Annotated in this window: 19 protein-coding genes; 8 read left to right on the plus strand and 11 right to left on the minus strand. The window is 59.7% G+C overall.

Features of this window, described 5'->3' with window-relative positions; genetic code table 11:
* The first annotated feature begins 3 nt into the window (after window positions 1–3).
* The 3 genes from ligA to ACS3QZ_RS03590 all read left to right on the plus strand — a co-directional run bounded on the left by ligA (window position 4) and on the right by ACS3QZ_RS03590 (window position 4598).
* On the plus strand, window positions 4–2283 hold the full coding sequence (ligA, locus tag ACS3QZ_RS03580; protein ID WP_456036601.1) for an NAD-dependent DNA ligase LigA: 2280 nt from the start codon (window positions 4–6) through the stop codon (window positions 2281–2283).
* A complete protein-coding gene (gene recG, locus ACS3QZ_RS03585; RefSeq protein WP_456036602.1) occupies window positions 2280–4370 on the plus strand; it encodes an ATP-dependent DNA helicase RecG in 2091 nt (696 codons plus the stop codon). The genes ligA and recG overlap by 4 nt, the downstream gene beginning before the upstream one ends.
* A 105-nt stretch (window positions 4371–4475) precedes the next feature.
* Entirely contained in the window at window positions 4476–4598 is a 123-nt protein-coding gene (locus ACS3QZ_RS03590) for a hypothetical protein (protein ID WP_456036603.1), read from the plus strand.
* A gap of 218 nt (window positions 4599–4816) precedes the next feature.
* Here ACS3QZ_RS03590 and ACS3QZ_RS03595 read toward each other — a convergent pair whose 3' ends face one another.
* Entirely contained in the window at window positions 4817–5269 is a 453-nt protein-coding gene (locus tag ACS3QZ_RS03595) for an iron-sulfur cluster assembly scaffold protein (protein ID WP_456036604.1), read from the minus strand.
* Window positions 5270–5337: 68 nt separating this feature from the next.
* On the opposite strand from ACS3QZ_RS03595, the gene hisI reads away from it, so the two are divergent.
* Window positions 5338–5697: a phosphoribosyl-AMP cyclohydrolase gene (gene hisI, locus ACS3QZ_RS03600; protein WP_456036605.1), complete on the plus strand. Its 360-nt coding sequence runs from the start codon at window positions 5338–5340 to the stop codon at window positions 5695–5697.
* A 55-nt stretch (window positions 5698–5752) separates the two neighbouring features.
* Here the strand turns inward: hisI and gluQRS are convergent, their stop codons facing one another.
* The 4 genes from gluQRS to ACS3QZ_RS03620 all read right to left on the minus strand — a co-directional run bounded on the left by gluQRS (window position 5753) and on the right by ACS3QZ_RS03620 (window position 9900).
* Window positions 5753–6595 carry a tRNA glutamyl-Q(34) synthetase GluQRS gene (gene gluQRS, locus ACS3QZ_RS03605; RefSeq protein WP_456036606.1) on the minus strand — a complete coding sequence of 281 codons (843 nt, stop codon included), beginning with the start codon at window positions 6593–6595 and terminating at the stop codon, window positions 5753–5755.
* Window positions 6592–7203, minus strand: a complete 612-nt coding sequence (locus ACS3QZ_RS03610) for a class I SAM-dependent DNA methyltransferase (RefSeq protein ID WP_456036607.1) — start codon at window positions 7201–7203, stop codon at window positions 6592–6594. The genes gluQRS and ACS3QZ_RS03610 overlap by 4 nt, the downstream gene beginning before the upstream one ends.
* Before the next feature lie 37 nt (window positions 7204–7240).
* Window positions 7241–8584 carry a methylenetetrahydrofolate--tRNA-(uracil(54)-C(5))-methyltransferase (FADH(2)-oxidizing) TrmFO gene (trmFO, locus tag ACS3QZ_RS03615; protein WP_456036608.1) on the minus strand — a complete coding sequence of 448 codons (1344 nt, stop codon included), beginning with the start codon at window positions 8582–8584 and terminating at the stop codon, window positions 7241–7243.
* 530 nt (window positions 8585–9114) lie between these two features.
* Window positions 9115–9900, minus strand: a complete 786-nt coding sequence (locus ACS3QZ_RS03620; RefSeq protein WP_456036609.1) for an enoyl-CoA hydratase — start codon at window positions 9898–9900, stop codon at window positions 9115–9117.
* 56 nt (window positions 9901–9956) lie between these two features.
* Between ACS3QZ_RS03620 and ACS3QZ_RS03625 the strand changes: the two genes are divergently transcribed.
* The 4 genes from ACS3QZ_RS03625 (at window position 9957) to rpsI (ending at window position 12581) form a co-directional block, all read left to right on the plus strand.
* Entirely contained in the window at window positions 9957–10382 is a 426-nt protein-coding gene (locus tag ACS3QZ_RS03625) for a PaaI family thioesterase (protein ID WP_456036610.1), read from the plus strand.
* Between the two features lie 90 nt (window positions 10383–10472).
* Entirely contained in the window at window positions 10473–11453 is a 981-nt protein-coding gene (locus ACS3QZ_RS03630) for an SLAC1 anion channel family protein (RefSeq protein WP_456036611.1), read from the plus strand.
* A gap of 180 nt (window positions 11454–11633) precedes the next feature.
* Entirely contained in the window at window positions 11634–12092 is a 459-nt protein-coding gene (gene rplM / locus ACS3QZ_RS03635) for a 50S ribosomal protein L13 (RefSeq protein ID WP_456036612.1), read from the plus strand.
* Window positions 12093–12095: 3 nt separating this feature from the next.
* A complete protein-coding gene (gene rpsI, locus ACS3QZ_RS03640; RefSeq protein ID WP_093094061.1) occupies window positions 12096–12581 on the plus strand; it encodes a 30S ribosomal protein S9 in 486 nt (161 codons plus the stop codon).
* Between the two features lie 65 nt (window positions 12582–12646).
* On the opposite strand, the gene ACS3QZ_RS03645 is transcribed toward rpsI, so the two are convergent.
* Genes ACS3QZ_RS03645 through ACS3QZ_RS03670 form a run of 6 tightly spaced genes read right to left on the minus strand, consistent with a single transcriptional unit; the run spans window position 12647 to window position 18199 of the window.
* Window positions 12647–13897, minus strand: a complete 1251-nt coding sequence (locus ACS3QZ_RS03645) for an alpha/beta hydrolase (RefSeq protein WP_456036613.1) — start codon at window positions 13895–13897, stop codon at window positions 12647–12649.
* Window positions 13898–13899: 2 nt separating this feature from the next.
* Complete coding sequence (locus tag ACS3QZ_RS03650) at window positions 13900–14520, minus strand: TetR/AcrR family transcriptional regulator (protein WP_456036614.1); 621 nt, start codon at window positions 14518–14520, stop codon at window positions 13900–13902.
* Entirely contained in the window at window positions 14513–15382 is an 870-nt protein-coding gene (gene ppk2, locus ACS3QZ_RS03655; protein WP_456036615.1) for a polyphosphate kinase 2, read from the minus strand. The genes ACS3QZ_RS03650 and ppk2 overlap by 8 nt, the downstream gene beginning before the upstream one ends.
* A 42-nt stretch (window positions 15383–15424) precedes the next feature.
* Complete coding sequence (locus tag ACS3QZ_RS03660; protein WP_456036616.1) at window positions 15425–16384, minus strand: alpha/beta fold hydrolase; 960 nt, start codon at window positions 16382–16384, stop codon at window positions 15425–15427.
* Entirely contained in the window at window positions 16368–17291 is a 924-nt protein-coding gene (gene metA, locus ACS3QZ_RS03665; protein WP_456036617.1) for a homoserine O-acetyltransferase MetA, read from the minus strand. Before metA ends, ACS3QZ_RS03660 begins: the two co-directional genes overlap by 17 nt.
* A 38-nt stretch (window positions 17292–17329) precedes the next feature.
* The gene (locus ACS3QZ_RS03670) at window positions 17330–18199 is read right to left on the minus strand and encodes an ATPase (protein WP_456036618.1); all 870 of its coding nucleotides are present in this window, start codon (window positions 18197–18199) and stop codon (window positions 17330–17332) included.
* Window positions 18200–18289 lie beyond the last annotated feature (90 nt).

Below are 18289 nucleotides of genomic sequence, written 5' to 3' on the forward strand. Positions count from 1 at the left end.
GGCGTGAGCGAAGACATCGAAGTTTCCCAACTGAGCGCGGATGAGGCCAAGGCGGAACTGGCGCGGCTTGCGGCGCTGCTGGGGCAGGCAAACAAGGCGTATCACACGGAAGATGCGCCGGAAATTTCGGATGCCGAATATGACCGCCTGAAGCGGCGCAACGCAGCGATCGAGGCGAAGTTTCCTGCATTGAAGCGTCCCGACAGCCCCAGCGATCTGGTCGGGTCGGCTCCGGCGAGCGGCTTTGGCAAGATCATCCATGCACTGCCAATGCTGAGCCTTGGAAATGCTTTTGACGATGCGGATGTGCATGAATTTGTCGAGCGCATTGGCCGATACCTTTCTCTTGGCGACACGCCTGTTGCCTTCACGGCAGAACCCAAGATCGACGGACTGAGCCTGTCCCTGCGATACGAACAGGGCCGGCTGGTCCATGCGGCAACGCGGGGAGACGGCAGCACAGGAGAGAACGTTACCGAAAATGCACGCACGATTTCCGACATTCCGGTCGAGATCGTGGGGGCTCCGGATGTGCTCGAAGTACGTGGTGAGGTGTACATGAGCCACACCGATTTCGAGGCGTTGAATGCACGCATAGACCAGGAAAATGAAATGCGCGCGGCAGAGGGCAAGCGCCTGTTGCCCCGTTTTGCCAACCCGAGAAATGCGGCCGCCGGATCGTTGAGGCAGTTGAACCCGGAGATCACGCGCAGCCGTCCTCTTAGATTCTTTGCATATGCCTGGGGCGAGGTTTCCGAGCCGCTTTCCAACACACAAATCGGGGCAATTGAACGCCTCGCGTCCCTTGGATTTGTTACCAATCCGTTGACACAGGAATGTGCTGGCCCGGACGCGTTGATCGCGCAATATCGTGAGATCGAGGCGCAGCGGGCCACGCTGGGCTATGACATCGATGGCGTGGTCTACAAGGTCAACCGGCTCGATTGGCAGGACCGCCTTGGTTTTCGCGCAACGACACCCCGCTGGGCCGTGGCTCACAAATTTCCTGCGGAACTGGCCTGGACCCGGCTAGAAGCGATCGACATCCAAGTGGGGCGCACGGGCGCTTTGAGCCCCGTCGCGCGCCTGGCACCGGTGACGGTGGGCGGAGTCGTCGTGTCAAACGCAACCCTTCATAACGAAGACTATATCGAAGGGCGTGACAATAACGGGGCCGAAATTCGCGACGGCAAGGATGTTCGCGTGGGCGACTGGGTGCAGGTCTATCGCGCGGGGGATGTCATTCCCAAGGTTGCCGATGTCGATCTTGATAAGAGGCCGCACGACTCAGAGCGTTTTTCCTTTCCGACGAGGTGCCCGGAGTGCGGGTCCGAGGCGGTTCGCGAAGAAGGGGATTCCGTGCGTCGCTGCACAGGGGGGATGATCTGCCCAGCTCAAGCTATTGAAAAGCTGAAGCATTTTGTGTCTCGCAAGGCGCTTGACATCGAGGGGCTTGGTGCGAAGCAGGTGGAGATGTTTTACGAGGATGGCGACCTGCCCATTCGCAAACCTGCGGAAATATTCACCTTGCAGGCGCGGGACGCGGTCAATCTGACCCGGTTGAAAAACCGCCATGGCTGGGGAGAGCAGAGCGCGGAGAACCTGTTTGCCGCGATCGAGGAAAAGCGGCGCATTCCGCTTGCCCGCATGATTTTTGCGCTGGGTATCCGTCATGTCGGGGAAGTGGCCGCCAAGGATCTCGCGCTGCACTATTCGCGGTGGGAAGATCTTGCCGAGGCCGTGGATCGCGCCCGCCCGGCGGCGTTGGCGCATCGGGCGGCCGACATGGCGGAAGACGCCGAACGGGTCGCTGCAGCCCACGAAGGCCGGCGGGCGCGCATCAAGGACACCCGGGATAGCGCGATCGCAGGGTGCCATGTGCCGCAAGACGCGCAGGCGGCCTGGGAGGATCTGACCGGAATTGACGGCATTGGCGCGACGGTTGGACTTTCCTTGTCGGATGCGCTTGCCAATACCGAGGAGCGGGCCGCCATTGATGCATTGGTTGCCGCACTGGATATCCAGAGCCCGGAAGCGCCATCGCGCGAAAGCCCGGTGGCGGGAAAAACCGTAGTGTTCACCGGCAAGCTCGAAAAAATGACCCGCGATGAGGCCAAGGCGCGGGCGGAATCCCTGGGGGCGAAGGTCAGCGGTTCGGTTTCGGGCAAGACCGATTTGCTGGTTGCTGGTCCGGGGGCCGGATCAAAGGCCAGGAAGGCCGCCGAGCTTGGTGTCGAAACCATTGACGAAGACGCCTGGCTGCGCCTGATCGAAGGACTATGAGCGGGCGGCCCGAAATTCTGTTTCCGCTGTTCAGCGCATTGACCGGGCTGGACGGGGTTGGCCCGAAGACGGCGCAGAACCTCGCGCATATTGACGTGGAAAAACCGCGTGACCTATTGTTTTTGTTGCCATACTCCGGGATTGATCGACGTCGGCGCGAGAGCGTGCAGGGGGCGGATTTGCCCGATACGGTAACGGTTGAGGTCGAGATTGGTACACATCGGCCACCCAGGGGGCGCGGCGGCGCCTATCGGGTGAACGTGCAGGACGCGCAGACCAGTTTCCAGATCGTGTTCTTCCATGCGCGCGGCGACTATTTGCAGAAAGTGCTGCCGGTCGGAGAGCACCGTGTGGTGTCGGGCAAGGTCGAGCTGTTCGATGGCATCGCGCAGATGGTGCACCCGGAATACATCCTGCGCCCTGATGAAGCGGAGCAGATTCCGGAGTTTGAACCGGTCTATCCGCTGACCGCTGGGGTAACGCAAAAGACGATGGTCAAGGCGGCGGCATCGACGCTTGAGCGTTTGCCGAAGCTGAAGGAGTGGATTGATCCGGCACAGAAGGATCGGGCGCATTGGCCGGATTGGGACGTCGCAATGGGCAAAGCCCATGCGCCGACGAACCTGCGGGAAATGACCCCGTCAGAACCCGCGCGCGAGCGGTTGGCCTATGACGAGTTCTTTGCCCACCAGTTGACGCTCGCGCTTGCTCGGTCGCGCCTGCAACGGGCAAAGGGCGTGATTTCCGAGGGCACGGGTGTGTTGCAAGGCCGGGTTCTAGGGGCATTGCCCTATAAGCCAACCGGAGCGCAAAAACGGGCGATTGAGGCGATTGCAATGGATATGGCGCGTCCGGCGCGGATGAACCGGTTGTTGCAGGGCGATGTGGGCGCGGGCAAGACGCTGGTGGCGTTCATGGCGCTGCTCGTGGCGGTCGAGGCCGGCGGGCAGGGGGTGATGATGGCCCCGACCGAGATTCTTGCGCGCCAGCATCTGGCCGGGCTGAAACCGTTGGCCGAAAGCGCCGGGGTTGTTCTGGAGATTCTGACCGGACGGGACAAGGGGGCGGAACGTCGGGCCAAGCTTGAAGCATTGGCGCGGGGGGATATTCACATTTTGGTGGGGACCCATGCGGTATTCCAGGCCGATGTGCATTTTGCGGACTTGCGTCTTGCGATCGTGGACGAACAGCATCGCTTCGGCGTGCGCCAGCGGTTGGAGCTGGGCAAAAAAGGGGCCGGGGCGGATGTTCTGGTCATGACGGCGACTCCGATCCCACGGTCTCTTGCTTTGGCGCAATATGGCGACATGGATGTGTCGGTGCTGGATGAAAAGCCGCCGGGACGTCAGCCGATCACGACCGCGCTGGTGTCGACGGGGCGCATGGAGGAAGTGGTTGAGCATCTTCGGCGCGCCGTGGCCGAAGGAAAACAGTGTTACTGGGTTTGTCCGTTGGTCGAGGAAAGCGAAAGCGTGGATCTGACGGCGGCCGAGGAACGCTTCAAGCATTTGCGCGCGGTTCTTGGAGAGGGCGTCGTGGGGCTTGTACATGGTCAGATGCCCCCTGCGGAGAAGGACGCAGCGATGGCTGCGTTTCAGAAAGGTGAAACGCAGGTGCTTGTGGCGACGACGGTCATCGAGGTGGGGGTGGATGTGCCAAATGCCACGATCATGGTAATCGAGCGGGCCGAAACATTCGGGTTGGCCCAGCTCCATCAGTTGCGGGGGCGTGTTGGGCGCGGATCGCAGGCGTCGACCTGCCTTCTCATGTACCAGCCGCCCTTGAGTGAGAGCGGGGAAAAGCGGCTCAAGGTCCTGCGCGAGAGCGAGGACGGTTTCCGGATTGCCGAAACGGATCTTGAGATGCGCGGGGCGGGGGATCTGATTGGAACGGCACAATCGGGGGTGCCGCGGTTCAGGATTGCCGATCTTGAAGGACAGGCGGCCCTGATGGCCATAGCGCAAAGTGATGCGCGAAAACTGCTGGTGGATGATCCCGATCTCACCGGCCCGCGCGGACAGGCGGCGCGTGTTCTCTTGTGGCTGATGGAACAGGATCAGGCGATCCGTTTGATTACAGTGGGTTAGCCTGCATATTCTTGAAATGTTCTCAAATGTTCTCAAAAAGTTCTTTACAGGGCGTTAAGGATATGAGAACAAATAAGCAACAAACGCGAGAGCAGGAGCAAGCCAATGATGCAGCAGATCAAATCCGTGATGCGCAATTCCCGCCAGACGCTGATTCAGGATGCGTTGGGGGGGCTGGCTCTTGTTGTCATGATGGTCGTGGCGCTGCACGTGCCCGGCTTTGCCTGAGTTTTCTGCCTGCGGCCTTTACGCCGGTCCATCCGCCCGCATCCTGTCCCCAATTTGATGCGGCTCTGACTGACACTGCCTGTCCCAAGTCCTGAAGGGTATTCTGCCTCAATCCCCCTTCGTGATGGCCCGGGTCCCACGTAAAGACGCACTAAACTGCCGCCGCCTCTCATGTGAGAGCGCGGCGGTTTTTTTGGGGGGGGCGTCGCGGGAAGAGATCAGGCGCAGTTGGCCTGCTCGGCCTGTTCCATGGCTTCTGCAGTCGCTTCGAGCGCGAGCAGGATCGAGGCGTGGCGGTTCTTGTAATCGCGCGCCGGGCGCAGCACTTCGAGGCCATCGAACGGGGCCGGCGGTGTCGGGCCGTCCTGTTTCAGCATCTCTTTGAGCGCATCACGGGCGGCTTCGATCTCGGCACGGCTTTGGCCGATCACATTGGCCCCAACCACCGAAGCGGCCGCCTGACCCAGGGCGCAGGCTTTGACGTCCTGTCCGAAATCCTCCACGCGCCCATCCTTGAGCACGACATCCACGGTGACAGTCGAACCGCAAAGTGGCGAGCGTTTTTTGACTGTGGCATCCGGGGCTGCGAGCCGGTCGGTATGCGGAATGGCCGCGGCCAGTTGCAGAATCTGGCCCGAGTAAAGCTTGATCAGGTCATTATCGACGGACATCGCGGTTTCCTTTGCTCTGTGATTCCTAGATAGAGGTCAAAACGGCCGATGCAAAGAGGGACGATGGTATGGGCTTTGATCCGAATTCGCTGACATACAACGAGGCGGGGTTGATTCCGGCAATTGCGCAGGATGCCGAGAGCGGCGAAGTGCTGATGATGGCATGGATGAATGCCGAGGCGGTGGCACGCACACTGGACACGGGGCGTGTGACCTATTGGAGCCGGTCACGGCAGAGCTTTTGGATCAAGGGGGAAAGCTCGGGCCATGTGCAGGAACTGGTGGATTTCCGGTTCGACTGCGACAAGGACTGTCTTTTGGTGCTGGTGAGCCAGACCGGACCGGCCTGTCACACCAACCGACGCAGTTGCTTTTACACTGCGGTGCGCGATGGGAAAGAGGTCGAACTGATGGCGCCGATGGCGTGAACGGTCCTTTGGACCGTGCCTGCGGCGCGCGTCTGTTGGGCAAGATGAAAACGGCTTAGAGGCCGACCATCGCGCGAATGTCGTCCGGGGTTGCCCCGTCCGCCCTGTATTTGGCGATGGCGCGGGCGTCGTCGCGCTTGGCGAGGCGCTTTCCCTGATCGTCGCGGATCAAGTCGTGGTGGTGGTACATCGGTGTCGGCAGGTCGAGCAGGTGTTGCAGCAATACGTGAATGCGGGTCGCTTCAAAGAGATCGGCGCCGCGGATCACATGGGTGACGCCCGTCGCGACGTCATCCAGCACCACGGAGAGGTGGTAGGACGCGGCCATTTGTCGGCGGGACAGCACGACATCGCCGATCGTGGTAACCAGGTCTGATTTGTCGAGTTCGTGGTGGCCTGCGTGGGCGGGGCCAGTTTCAGAGAACGCGGCGGGGAGGCCGAAGTCACAGGCAGCTGCCATGTTGAGACGGGTGCAGGTCTCGGCGCTCGGAGAAAGGTTCAGGTCACGGCAGGTGCCGGGATAGATGCGCCCGTCGGGGCCGAATTCCGGCACACCTTCCTGAGGGGCGTTGGCAGCGGCGTCGATGTCGCGACGGGTGCAGCCGCATTCAAAGGTCAATCCACGCGCACGCAGCTGTGTGAGTGCATCTGCGTAATCGTTGAAATGGTCGGATTGACGGCGCACGGGGCCGTCCCATGAGATGTCGAGCCAGGCGAGGTCTTCATAGATCTGGTCTTCCCAGCGGGGGCGGGCACGGGATTGGTCGAGATCATCTATCCGAAGCAGAAAGCGCCCATCGGCGGCGCGCGCCATGTCGTGCGCGAGAAGCGCGGAGTAGGCATGCCCCAGATGTAATGGACCTGTGGGAGATGGTGCAAAGCGCGCGGTGAATGTCACAGTTTTTCAATCACATACACGGTGGAGTGGATGTTGCGTGCAGGCAGGTGGGGGCCGCGTTCGCGAAAGAGCAGGCGCACAGTTGCGGTGTCGACATATTCATTCAACCGGGCTTCATATGCGCGGTCTTTGAGCGCGTGGTCATTGTAGGAAAAGGTCATCAGGCCGCCCCGGTTCAAAAGGCCAACCAGTGTGTCGAACGTATCAAGCGGTGCGGCTCCGGGGCCGATCACACCGATGGCGGCGATGGCGGTGTAGTCCCCTTTGGCAACAGGTAGCGGTGCGTCGAGTTCCACTTTGGTCAACGTGCGATAAAGGTTCTTTTCCTCCGCCTGCGCCAGCATTTCAGACGAAAGATCGAGCCCGTGCAGATTGGTGAACCCTTCGGTGTGAAGCGCGAGGCCCGAAAGACCGGTGCCACATCCAAAATCCAGAATCGGGGTGTCTTTGTCTTTGAGGAATCGTGCGAGGGCCGAGGCGCAACGGCCCGGCGTGACATAGCCGTTCTCGGTGACTTCCTCTTCATAAGAGGTCGCCCAATCGTCATAAAGCTCGGCGACGCCCTTGCCGATATAGTCATAAACCTTGTCGAGGAACTTGCGTGTCATGTCCCAAGAATAGGCGCAGGCACGGCCCTTCGTCCAGTCAGCTTTGCGCGTCGAGCCAGCCTTGCCAGTCGGCCTTGGCCCGGTCGGTATAGGCTTTGTAGCGATCCTTACGGCCACGCCGTCCGCCCTTCAGCCCGTCCACGGGCTGAAACAGGCCGAAGTTGACGTTCATCGGTTGGAAGGTCTTGGCCTCGGCACCACCGGTGATGTGGTGCACAAGTGCGCCCATGGCCGAGTTGAGCGGGGCGGTGGGCAATGGTTTGCCAAGAATTTCCGCCGCCGCAAGACGCCCGGCAAGAAGGCCCATGGCGGCGCTTTCGACATAGCCTTCAACGCCCGTAACCTGACCGGCAAAGCGGATGTTGGGGCGCGATTTAAGGCGCATCTGGTCGTCAAGAAGCGTGGGTGAATTGAGGAAGGTGTTGCGGTGAATGCCACCCAACCGCGCAAACGAGGCGTTCTCAAGCCCGGGGATCATCTTGAACACTTCGGTCTGGGCGCCGTATTTCATCTTGGTCTGGAAGCCGACGATATTATAGAGCGTTCCCAGTGCGTTATCGCGGCGCAATTGCACCACGGCATAGGCTTTCTCGTCCGGTTTGTGCGCGTTGGTCAGGCCGACCGGCTTCATTGGTCCGTGGCGCAGGGTCTCGCGGCCGCGTTCGGCCATGACCTCGATCGGCAGGCAGCCGTCAAAGTAGCCAGCGGTTTCCCCCTCGTGGAACTCGGTCTTGTCGGCGGCCAGAAGGGCGTCGATGAAGGCCTCGTACTGATCGCGGTTCATCGGGCAGTTGAGATATGCTTTCTGCTCTTCCTCGGTCTCACCCTTGTCATAGCGCGACTGCATCCAGGCGACGTCCATGTTGATCGACTCGGCATAGACGATGGGGGCGATGGCGTCGAAAAAGGCGAGTCTTTCAGCCCCTGTCTCGGCCTGGATCGCGGCGCCAAGTGCGGAAGAGGTCAGCGGGCCGGTTGCGATGATCCAGTGACCATCTCTGGGCAACTCGGTGATTTCACCGTATTCCACCCGCACGTTTGGCAGGGCGCGCAGGGTGTCGGTCACGCTTTCGGAAAAGGGATCGCGGTCAACGGCCAGCGCGCCGCCCGCAGGTAGGCGGTGTTTGTCTGCCATCGCCATGATCAGCCCGTTGGCTGCGCGCATCTCCCAATGCAGGAGGCCCACGGCGTTCTGTTCATCATCATCCGAGCGGAAGGAGTTGGAACAGACCATCTCGGCGAGATTGCCGGTGCGATGGGCAAAGGTTTCCACCTTTGGGCGCATTTCGTGGATCACCACGTTGACGCCCATGTTTGCGGCCTGCCATGCGGCCTCGGATCCGGCCATGCCACCGCCGACGATATGCAATTCCTGTGTCATGCAAGGGCACATAGGGTAGGGGCGCGGTTTTGGAAAGGGGGGAGATGGCTTTCGGGTCGCCGCGGTCATTTGGCTTGGCCAGAGAGAGGTGACCCAGGAGGGACCTTTTGCCGGCGGCGACCCGAAGTATGCGAAAAATTCGCGTTCGCTCTGTTCTGGTTATGACACGCGATCCGTTTAACGCAAAGCCACAATTCGGAAAAACAGGTGCCACAAGTCGGAAACAATTGGTTCAAACCGTTCATATTATTCAGATCAGGAAGAAGTGGCGCGGCCTTCGAAGGATCGAGGTAAGCTTGTTTGACCCCCGAAGGGCCGCGCAACCCGCGATGAGGGCAATCCTCACGCTGAGCGAACACAGTAACGGTCGTATCTTGTGGGGAACCGTTACGAGAGCCGGAACAGCCCTGGCCGCCCGGCTTGACCGCCGCAACTGGGGTGCTGGGCGTTCCGATGGCAATATTGCGTTGAAAACGCGCGGGAAATAAAGTGGGGCATCGGAAAAACACCGTTGCCGCAGTCGAAACGCGTTATTGCTGCCAGTTTGGGTCGCGTTTTTCGAGAAAAGCGCTGATCCCTTCCTCGGTGTCGCGATAGAGCATGTTCTGGACCATCGCATCGCCGGTATAGTCATAAGCCGCATCAAGCGGCATCTGCAGTTGGGTGTAGAAGGATTCCTTGCCAATCTTGACCGCCGCGCCAAGTTTACCCGCCACGGTCTCGGCCAATTCTGTGGTGGCCGCTTCAAGCGAGTCGGCGGGGACGGCGCGGTTGATCAGGCCAAGCGCTTCGGCGCGGGACGTGTCGATGAACTGCCCGGTGGTGAGCATCTCGAACGCCTGTTTGCGCGGGATATTGCGGGTGAGGGCGACCATCGGGGTCGAACAGAACAGGCCGATATTGACACCGTTCACGCCGAACCGGGTGCCTTCGGCGGCAACAGCCATGTCGCAGGTGGCCACAAGCTGACACCCTGCGGCGGTCGCGATGCCGTGGACTTGCGCAATCACCGGCTGAGGCAGTTTCTGGATTGTCTGCATCATGGTGGCGCAGCGGTCGAAGAGATCCTTGAAATAGGCCTTGCCGCCATCCTCTGCCTGACGTCCTGCGGTCATCTGCTTGAGGTCGTGCCCGGCACAGAAGGCTTTGCCTGCGCCCGAGAGCACGATGGCACGGATCGAGCGGTCTTCGGCCAACGCATGGAAGGTGGATTGCAGCTCTGCCAACATCTCGTCGGACAAGGCGTTCAGCCGCTCGGGGCTGTTCATTGTCAGGTGGGCGACGGCATTTGTGTCGCGACGTTCCAGAATTCCCATCTTGCTCTCCAAATTCTTTGCGGCAAGCTTAACGGTGCTGAGCAGGGAGGAAAAGCATGCAGGCAGTCATGAGCCCGGAAGAAATGATGGCGTTTCTTGAGACCGTGTTTCCACAGGTGCGGGGTGAGTTCCTTGTCGAGGAAATGGACGGGGTCAATACGGTGGTGCGGTTGCTCGTGGGCGAGAAACACCTGCGCCCGGGAGGCACGATTTCCGGACCTTCAATGTTTGGACTGGCCGATGTGACCGCCTATGTTGCAACCATGGCGCGGATCGGGAAAGAGCCGCTGACCGTGACGACCAACTGTTCGCTCGATTTCATGCGCAAACCTGCTTCGGGCAGGGACCTTTTGGCCAAGGCGCGGTTGCTCAAGCTGGGGCGGAGCCTGTCGGTGACGGATATCCTGATTTTTTCGGAAGGCATGGAAGAGCCGGTTGCGCGCGCCAATATGACCTATGCGATTCCGCCCAAACGCGGTTGATGGGGCTGGAAATACATTCGACAAATGATATATGAGGTTTGAACCCGGTATTTCGCGGGCTCAATTCGTGACTTTTCAGGGAGCCAAGCCATGGCAGAGGTCCAGACAGAAACCGAAATGCCCCATGCGCGGCTGATGCATTTCCCGGTGCCGATGTTCGCCATCGTGATGGGGCTGATGGGCTTGGCTCTGGCGTTGCACAGCGCACACGCTGCGTTGCCGGTTGCGGAGATTTTGTCCATTTGGGTGACTTGGGCCGGGATCATCGTGTTTGGGGTGATCGCCTTTTTCTACCTTGCCAAGCTGGTGCGTCATCCGCAGGCCGTCGTGGGGGAATGGAACCATCCGGTTCGGCTTGCCTTTTTCCCGGCGATTTCGATTTCGATGCTGCTGATTGCGACCGCGCTTTTGCCTCAGGCCAAGGATGTGGCGCGGTTGGTGTGGATCGTGGGCGCTGCTTTTCAGGGTGTGTTGACGCTCGCGGTGATCTCGGGCTGGATCAGCCACCGGTCCTTTCAGGTTGGGCAGTTGACCCCGGCATGGTTCATCCCGGCGGTGGGGAATGTCGTGGTGCCCATCGCAGGGGCGCAGCTGGGATATGTTGAGTTGTCCTGGCTGTTCTTCTCGACCGGGATCATTTTCTGGATCGTCCTTCTGACGCTGGTGTTCAACCGGTTGATTTTCCATGATCCGATCCCTGGCAAGCTGTTGCCGACACTGGTGATCCTCGTGGCGCCACCTGCGGTGGGTTTCCTTGCATATCTGTCGCTGAATGGCGGCGTGGACGGCTTTGCGCGGGTGTTGCTGAATGCGGGCTATGTCTTTGCGGCACTGGTTGCGGTGCAGGCGCCCAAGTTTACCAAGCTGCCCTTTGCCCTGCCGTGGTGGGCGTTGAGCTTTCCGATTGCCGCGCTGACCATTGCATCTTTCCGCTTTGCCGCGATGACCGGATCGGGCGCGCATGCGGTGATCGGGGTGGGATTGCTGGCGGTTCTGTTTCTGATCATGGCCGGACTGATCTATCGCACCTGCCTTGCTGTGCTGCGCGGAGAGATTTGCGTTCCGGAATAGGGGCAAATGCAGCGTCTTTTTGTGGGGTAATATAATACCTAATTTGTAACATATTGTTTTTGCATAATTAAAACGGCAATACTCCGCTTGACGTGACCACTCGCTGCTTTATAACCCGCGCATCGAATTCCGGTGCACCGTCATCGGTGTATCCGTCAACCAAATCTCAGGTAGACCAATATGAAAACCTTTTCTGCTACTCCGGCAGACATCGACAAGAAATGGATCATCATCGACGCCGAAGGCGTGGTGCTGGGCCGTCTTGCGTCGATCGTCGCCATGCGCCTGCGCGGCAAGCACAAGGCCACCTTCACCCCGCACATGGACATGGGTGACAATGTTATCGTGATCAACGCCGACAAAATCCAGCTGACCGGCAAGAAGCGCGAAGAAAACTACTACTGGCACACCGGTCACCCCGGTGGCATCAAGGAACGCACCAAGCAGCAGATCCTTGAAGGCGCGCATCCTGAGCGCGTGGTTATCAAAGCTGTTCAGCGCATGCTGCCCGGCAACCGCCTGTCGCGCAAGCAGATGACCAACCTGCGCGTTTACGCCGGTGCCGAACATCCGCACGAGGCACAGCAGCCTGAAGTGCTGGATGTCAAATCCATGAACAAGAAAAACACCCGGAGCTAATCAATGGCCGATCAAATCAACTCGCTTGAAGAGCTGAACGCCGTGGCCGGTGATGAAGCTCAAGTCGAAGTCGCAGCCCCGCGTGAGCCCGTCCGTGACGAGCTGGGCCGTTCCTATGCCACCGGCAAGCGTAAAGACGCTGTTGCCCGCGTCTGGATCAAGCCCGGTTCGGGCAAGGTCGTCGTGAACGGCAAGGATCAGGACAAGTATTTTGCACGTCCTGTTCTGCAGCTGATCCTGCGCCAGCCGTTCCAAGTTGCCGGCGTTGAAGGTGAATTCGACGTATACGCCACCGTGAAAGGTGGCGGTCTGACCGGTCAGGCCGGTGCGGTGAAGCACGGGATTTCGAAAGCTCTGCAGCTTTATGAACCCTCCCTGCGCGCCCCGCTGAAGGCCGCTGGCTTCCTGACCCGCGACAGCCGCGTTGTGGAACGTAAGAAATACGGTAAGCGCAAAGCACGTCGTTCGTTCCAGTTCTCGAAGCGTTAATCCGACGCACGAGGGACAGTATTGCAAAAGGGCCGCCCGGTTGGGTGGCCCTTTTCTTTTGCGGCTCAGTTGTAGAGTTGGTGCAGCCGTTCCGGATAGTTTGCAGGGAAGCGCCAAACTGGGCCTACGGTACGTTCCAGACCACGGTTTTGCGGCGACTGACCGTGCATCAGGGACAACAGGATATCGCTGCTGGTCCAGGGTGACGAGCGGAAATACCAATGCCCATTGCCTGTTGCCGCGCCGGGCGCGTCGGTTACGTCGATCAGGGACAGTTTTTCCATCCCGGCCAGTGCTTCTTCGACATGGGCTGTCTCGGGGGTGCTCTCCCAGACCTGTCCCAGACGGTATTGACCAAACAATATTCGCGACAAGGCCAGGGCGGAATCGCTGCCCGAGAGGTAGAGAGAAAACCGGTCGACTGCATCCAGAAGCCCGTCGGCGACAGCCTCGGCGAAATAGCCGCGGTCCAGGTCGCTGGCGACCAGAACGACCTGCCCCAGACGTGCTGGGCTGTGTCCGGCTTTGTGTTGCAGCGCGATCTGGTAAGCGGTTTCGAAGGCCAGACGCGATCCCGCGCTGTATCCGATCAGGTGGACGCGCCGGACGTTGGTCTCGCTGGAAAGAAATTCGATTAGCGAACGCAGGTTGCGCCGCGTGGCATCAGCGGTTTCCAGATCGCGGAGATAGGCGAGGCGTTTGGGCGTGGCAGGCCAGTTGTAGCTGATGAACGCGCCGCGATAACCGAGATAGTGGTGCAGCTCCTTGGCCGCGAGGGTCGGGTACTCGAAATCGACATTGTAACCATGGATATAGATATAGGCGTCGCGCCCTCCGGAGCGCGCGAGCTGTTGGTTGATCTGGTTGCGAAAGTCGGTCTTGGACTTGGCGAGAGCCGCCGCTTCGGGGTGCCTGATCAGCGGGTTGAGTGGCTCGATTGGCAGGGGGCCGATCTCATTGACCCCGGTAACGGAAAGCGTGCGTTTTGTCTTGGACTCGCTGGAAAGTGTCAGTTCGCGCAACTCGCCCAGCGTGGTGATGGGCGGGGACATTGTGACTTCGGCCGTGCCTACCCTGAGGATCTGGCCCCGCCGGTTGGCATAGAAGTCGCTGGCATCTTCGGGCGTGGCTGGCGCGCGGTCGGTCGCGTAGAACAAGGTGTTGTGGCTCAGCGCGCGCGAAGTGTCTCCCTTGAAAGGATCAATCGCGCCGCTGGTGACGGAGACCGGTGACGGCATCAGCTCGATTTCATTGTACTGTTTTTCTCCGCAAGCGGTGACGAACAGGACCAGGAGAAGAAGGAGTTTGCGCGCCATCGTTACGAATCCGGCCTGATCAGGCCAAGTCCCCGCAAGTACACGCCGATGCCGCTTTCGAGCAGGTCTTCGGGGGAAAACGGGGATTGGGTGCCGGGGCTGTTGCGGGCATAAAGTTCAACGACGCCGTGGCTCATCGCCCAGATATGGGCCGAGAACATGCTGGCGGGCGGGCGTTTTTCCGGTGGGATGTGCTGGCTGAGGTCTGTGGCTGCGCGCTCCATCACACCACGTGCGCGGGCGGCGACTTCGGCCAGTTCTGGGGTGCGATTGACGGAAATCCCGCTTTCAAACATCGCAATGTAGTGTCCAGGATAACGGCGTGCAAAGGCCAGATAGGCGCGGCCCGTGGCCTCAAAAGACGCCAGCGCAGAGGGTTGGCCCTTGTCATAGGCGTATTGCATCAGGTCGGCGAAAATTTCGTACCCCTGTCGCGCGGCTTCGGCGATCAGGTCTTCACGGCCTTCGAAATGCCGATACACGGCGGCCGGTGTCACACCAGCCTGTTTCGCGGCCTCGGAGAGGGTAAACCCGGTTGGGCCCTTGGTTTCGATCAGCTTGAGCGCTGCTTCGACCAAAGCCTGTCGGAGATTGCCGTGATGATAGCCGCGTTTCTTAGGCATTCCAGATGTCCGGGCCTCCGCATATGGCCGGGTCGACAGCCCCGATGGCCTTGGCATCCTTGCGATCATAGTCAAGGCCGGAGAGAACCGCGCGGATTGCGTTCAGCCGTGCGCGCCGCTTGTCATCCGAACGCACGATTGTCCAAGGGGCGAGGTCACTATGACTGCGCGCGAGGGTTTCGGAAATCGCCTTGGTATAATCATCCCAGCGTTTCAGACCTTCGACGTCGATCCAGCTGAGTTTCCATTGCTTGAGCGGGTCACCTTCGCGGGCGAGGAAACGGCGCAGCTGTTCGGCGCGCCCGACATTCATCCAGATCTTGAAGACATGAATCCCGTCATTTACCAGAGTTTCTTCGAACGGGGTCACTTGACGAAAAAAGCGCTCACGCTGGTCATCGTCGCAGAAACCGAAGACCTTTTCCACGACACCGCGATTGTACCATGAGCGGTCATAGAACACGATCTCACCACCCGCTGGCAGGTGATCAATGTAGCGCTGGAAATACCATTGTGTCTGTTCTGCTTCCGTGGGCTTGGACAGCGCCACAACCCGGGCGCCACGTGGATTAAGATTTTCCCGGAAGCGCTTGATTGTGCCGCCTTTTCCCGCCGCATCCCGACCTTCGAAGATGATCGCGATTCGTGCGCCTGTCTCCTTGGCCCAGTGCTGCATCTTGACCAGTTCGATTTGCAGCGCCTTGAGTTCGGCGTCGTAGGCCTTGCGATTGAGCCGTTCGCCATGTGGGTAGGACGGGTCAAGGATTTCATTCTTGTCGGCGCGCTTGATCGCGTTGTGGATCGCTTTGGGAGCGTCGTCCTTGTAGAACGTGCTGATTGCTCCATCAAATGGCAACTCCATGAAACCTCTCCCTTTTTTTCACACTATGACGGCAGCGCGCCGTTAGCGCAATCCAGCACGGGCGGCGGCGCGGTGGATGGCTTGGATCACTTCGGTCTGGGCGGTATGTTGCGGCATGTGGCCAATGCCGGGCAGAACAGTCAGCTTTGCACCCGAAATGATGGCGGCGAGGGGACGGGCGTGGATATCGAGCCCCACAATCGTGTCGATGTCGCCATGCACGATTTCGGTTGGCACCCGAATGTCCGGGTAGTGCGGGGCCATCTCGGTGATCTCGTCAAGAAGATTGGCTCGCTGCAACGCATTCGCCCGTAGGGAGACACGCCTGAGAGTGAGACCAGCCCCAATGTGATCAATATAGCCATCGGGCGCGGTCTGGGGGGCGAATATCTCGGATACTTCGCGCACAACGCGCTCGTCATGGACATAGGCGGTCAGCAGAGGAGACGCCAACGGGCCAAGGATTGGGTGCGACAGAACGCGATAGTAGGGACTCAGCGGCGTGGTCCATGGCAGAGCCGGTCCAGCCAATGTTACAAGGGCGGAAAGGCGCTCGGGGTGGTAGGTCGCCCAGGCAAGGGCGACGGCGCCACCGTAAGAATGGCCGACCACGATCGGGGCGTCGGCGCCAAGCTGTGCGGCGGCCCTTGCCAACAGATCGGCCTGTTGACGGATCGTCGCGCCGCTCGTGTTGATGCGTGTGGAATAGCCAAGCCCCGGGCGATCAAATGCTATCACCCGATAATGGTGCGCGAGCGCAGGAGCGACGGTATGTGTGAAGTCGCGGGCATTGCCCGAGGCTCCGTGGATCAGAACGAGGTCGGGCCCGTCCCCCATGACAACCGCATGCACGCTGTGCCCGTCGACCTCGATGATCTGGCCTTCGGGTGGGAATGCGGCTTCGGAGCGGGCCTCGTGCTGGCGGGCGCGGTGCAGGGTCCAGGCTGTCGCGGCCACCAGCAGAAAAGAAAATAATATGAGCGCCTTAACGACCAATGTCATTCATGTCGTAATGCGTGGTTTCGTAGACCTCGGTGATCCAGTTGCCATAAAGAAGGTGCGCGTGGCTGCGCCAGCGGTTCTGTGGCGGGCGGGACGGATCGTCTTCGGGATAGTAGTTACAGGGCACGTTGATCGGAGTGCCATTGGCGATGTCGCGGTCATACTCCTGTTTGAGCGTATCGCTGTCATACTCGAAATGATTGAAGATATAGAGCGCGCGATGCTCCGGGTCCTCGACCAGACAGGGGCCGACCTCATCGCTGCTGAGCAGGGTCTTGAGGGCGGGAACGGCGTCGATCTCGGCCTGTTTCATCTCGGTCCATCGGCTTACCGGAATGACGCAATCATCTGAAAACCCACGCAAATAATGGCTCGCCGGGTCCATGTTGCGGTGCCGGAAACAGCCAAATGCCTTGGCGTCCAGAATGTGTTTCTTCACACCATGGAAATGGTTGATCATCGCCATGCCACCCCAGCAGACGCCAAAGGTGGAATGCACATGGGTCTGGGTCCACTCAAAGACCTCGACCAGCTCGTCCCAATAGGTGACGTCTTCGAACGGGAGATGTTCGATGGGCGCACCGGTGATGATCAGGCCGTCGAATTTCTCACCCGTTTCCTTCACCTCGGAGAAGGGGCGGTAAAACTCGGCCATATGTTCAGCCGCGGTGTTCTTGGTCTGATGTTCGCTCATACGGATTAAGGAAAACTCAATCTGCAGCGCGGTTGCGCCGATCAGGCGTGCGAACTGGTTCTCGGTCTGAATCTTCTTGGGCATCAGATTCAAAAGGCCGATGCGCAAGGGGCGAATGTCCTGACGGGCGGCCTGGTCCTCGGACATGACCATCACGCCTTCGCGCGAAAGCACGTCAAAGGCAGGGAGGTCCGAAGGAAGCTTGATAGGCATGTCAGGGTCTTTCTTGATAAGCGTTGTGACACAAGTAGTTAGGAAGTTTTGCCTTGTTTCTCAAGGGTCTGGGCGATCAGTGCGTTGAAATCGGCCGCGCTTGCGACTTGTGCCACCTCTTCTGCGGTGACGGTCACGCCCCAGCGCGCCATGGCGGCATAGCGGGGCTGACGATGAGCCAGCGCCTTGGCATAGGTCCAGCGGACAAAGGCGTTCGGGTCGACCTGCGCTTCGGATTTTCCGGTCTCCGAAAGGTATTCCTTCCAGCGCGCGAGAAGAAAGTCGGGCTGGTAATACATCGGCTTGGGCGCGCGGTCGAAGCGGCGGATCAGCTCTTCTGTGTGGGCCTCGGACCCCTTGATCCAGACCATCAATGCATTCTCGGAAAGTGCTTTGAGAACAGGGTCTTGTGGATCACTCGGGTCGACAACTTCGCAGATGGATCCGCCCGTATCACAGACAAAATGGTCATATCCATAAAGCGATTGAGCGCGGTCGATGAAGTGGGCGGTGTCGAGCAGGGCGGCGGTTTCGGCGACGCGGTGCTGATCCTGACGGCGCATGTATTCGTCAAAGGGAACACCGCCCAGATCGGGGTTCCCAGGTTTGCCGAGATAGGTGGAAAGGGGGGCTAAGTTATTGAAAGTAATGTTGGAACCGATATAGATCGAGTCCGACATCAGGAGTTCCCGCAGAAACGGGACTTTCATCGCTTCGCGCTTGGCGTTGTCGGCGATGTGTTCTCCCATGTAGCGGGTGCCGATCCGGTAGTCGATCGAGTAGTGGAACCATTCACCGCTGTCTCGCAAGATATTGGAAACATGTGTTTTTCCAAGGCCGGACATGCCGAAAAGCACAACTTTTCGGCGCGCGGCGTCTTGCCAGGTTTGTGCGGTTGGATAGATCATCAACCCGTTCCTTTACGATCTCTCCGCAGGTGGTAGCCGCCCGCGCCCAAGGGGTCAACGGCAATCCCTGAACCTGCGAATCCGGGCTTC

The organism is Shimia sp. W99, from assembly GCF_053851455.3.

Bases quoted from the DNA above. Each gene is read 5' to 3' on its own strand.
- ACS3QZ_RS03590 (WP_456036603.1), top strand. From the start codon at position 4,476: ATGATGCAGCAGATCAAATCCGTGATGCGCAATTCCCGCCAGACGCTG.
- ppk2 (WP_456036615.1), bottom strand. From the start codon at position 15,382: ATGGAGTTGCCATTTGATGGAGCAATCAGCACGTTCTACAAGGACGAC.
- ACS3QZ_RS03645 (WP_456036613.1), bottom strand. From the start codon at position 13,897: ATGGCGCGCAAACTCCTTCTTCTCCTGGTCCTGTTCGTCACCGCTTGC.
- rpsI (WP_093094061.1), top strand. From the start codon at position 12,096: ATGGCCGATCAAATCAACTCGCTTGAAGAGCTGAACGCCGTGGCCGGT.
- rplM (WP_456036612.1), top strand. From the start codon at position 11,634: ATGAAAACCTTTTCTGCTACTCCGGCAGACATCGACAAGAAATGGATC.
- trmFO (WP_456036608.1), bottom strand. From the start codon at position 8,584: ATGACACAGGAATTGCATATCGTCGGCGGTGGCATGGCCGGATCCGAG.
- ACS3QZ_RS03625 (WP_456036610.1), top strand. From the start codon at position 9,957: ATGCAGGCAGTCATGAGCCCGGAAGAAATGATGGCGTTTCTTGAGACC.
- metA (WP_456036617.1), bottom strand. From the start codon at position 17,291: ATGCCTATCAAGCTTCCTTCGGACCTCCCTGCCTTTGACGTGCTTTCG.
- ACS3QZ_RS03670 (WP_456036618.1), bottom strand. From the start codon at position 18,199: ATGATCTATCCAACCGCACAAACCTGGCAAGACGCCGCGCGCCGAAAA.
- ACS3QZ_RS03620 (WP_456036609.1), bottom strand. From the start codon at position 9,900: ATGGGAATTCTGGAACGTCGCGACACAAATGCCGTCGCCCACCTGACA.
- ACS3QZ_RS03650 (WP_456036614.1), bottom strand. From the start codon at position 14,520: ATGCCTAAGAAACGCGGCTATCATCACGGCAATCTCCGACAGGCTTTG.
- ACS3QZ_RS03630 (WP_456036611.1), top strand. From the start codon at position 10,473: ATGGCAGAGGTCCAGACAGAAACCGAAATGCCCCATGCGCGGCTGATG.
- hisI (WP_456036605.1), top strand. From the start codon at position 5,338: ATGGGCTTTGATCCGAATTCGCTGACATACAACGAGGCGGGGTTGATT.
- recG (WP_456036602.1), top strand. From the start codon at position 2,280: ATGAGCGGGCGGCCCGAAATTCTGTTTCCGCTGTTCAGCGCATTGACC.
- ACS3QZ_RS03595 (WP_456036604.1), bottom strand. From the start codon at position 5,269: ATGTCCGTCGATAATGACCTGATCAAGCTTTACTCGGGCCAGATTCTG.
- ACS3QZ_RS03660 (WP_456036616.1), bottom strand. From the start codon at position 16,384: ATGACATTGGTCGTTAAGGCGCTCATATTATTTTCTTTTCTGCTGGTG.
- ACS3QZ_RS03610 (WP_456036607.1), bottom strand. From the start codon at position 7,203: ATGACACGCAAGTTCCTCGACAAGGTTTATGACTATATCGGCAAGGGC.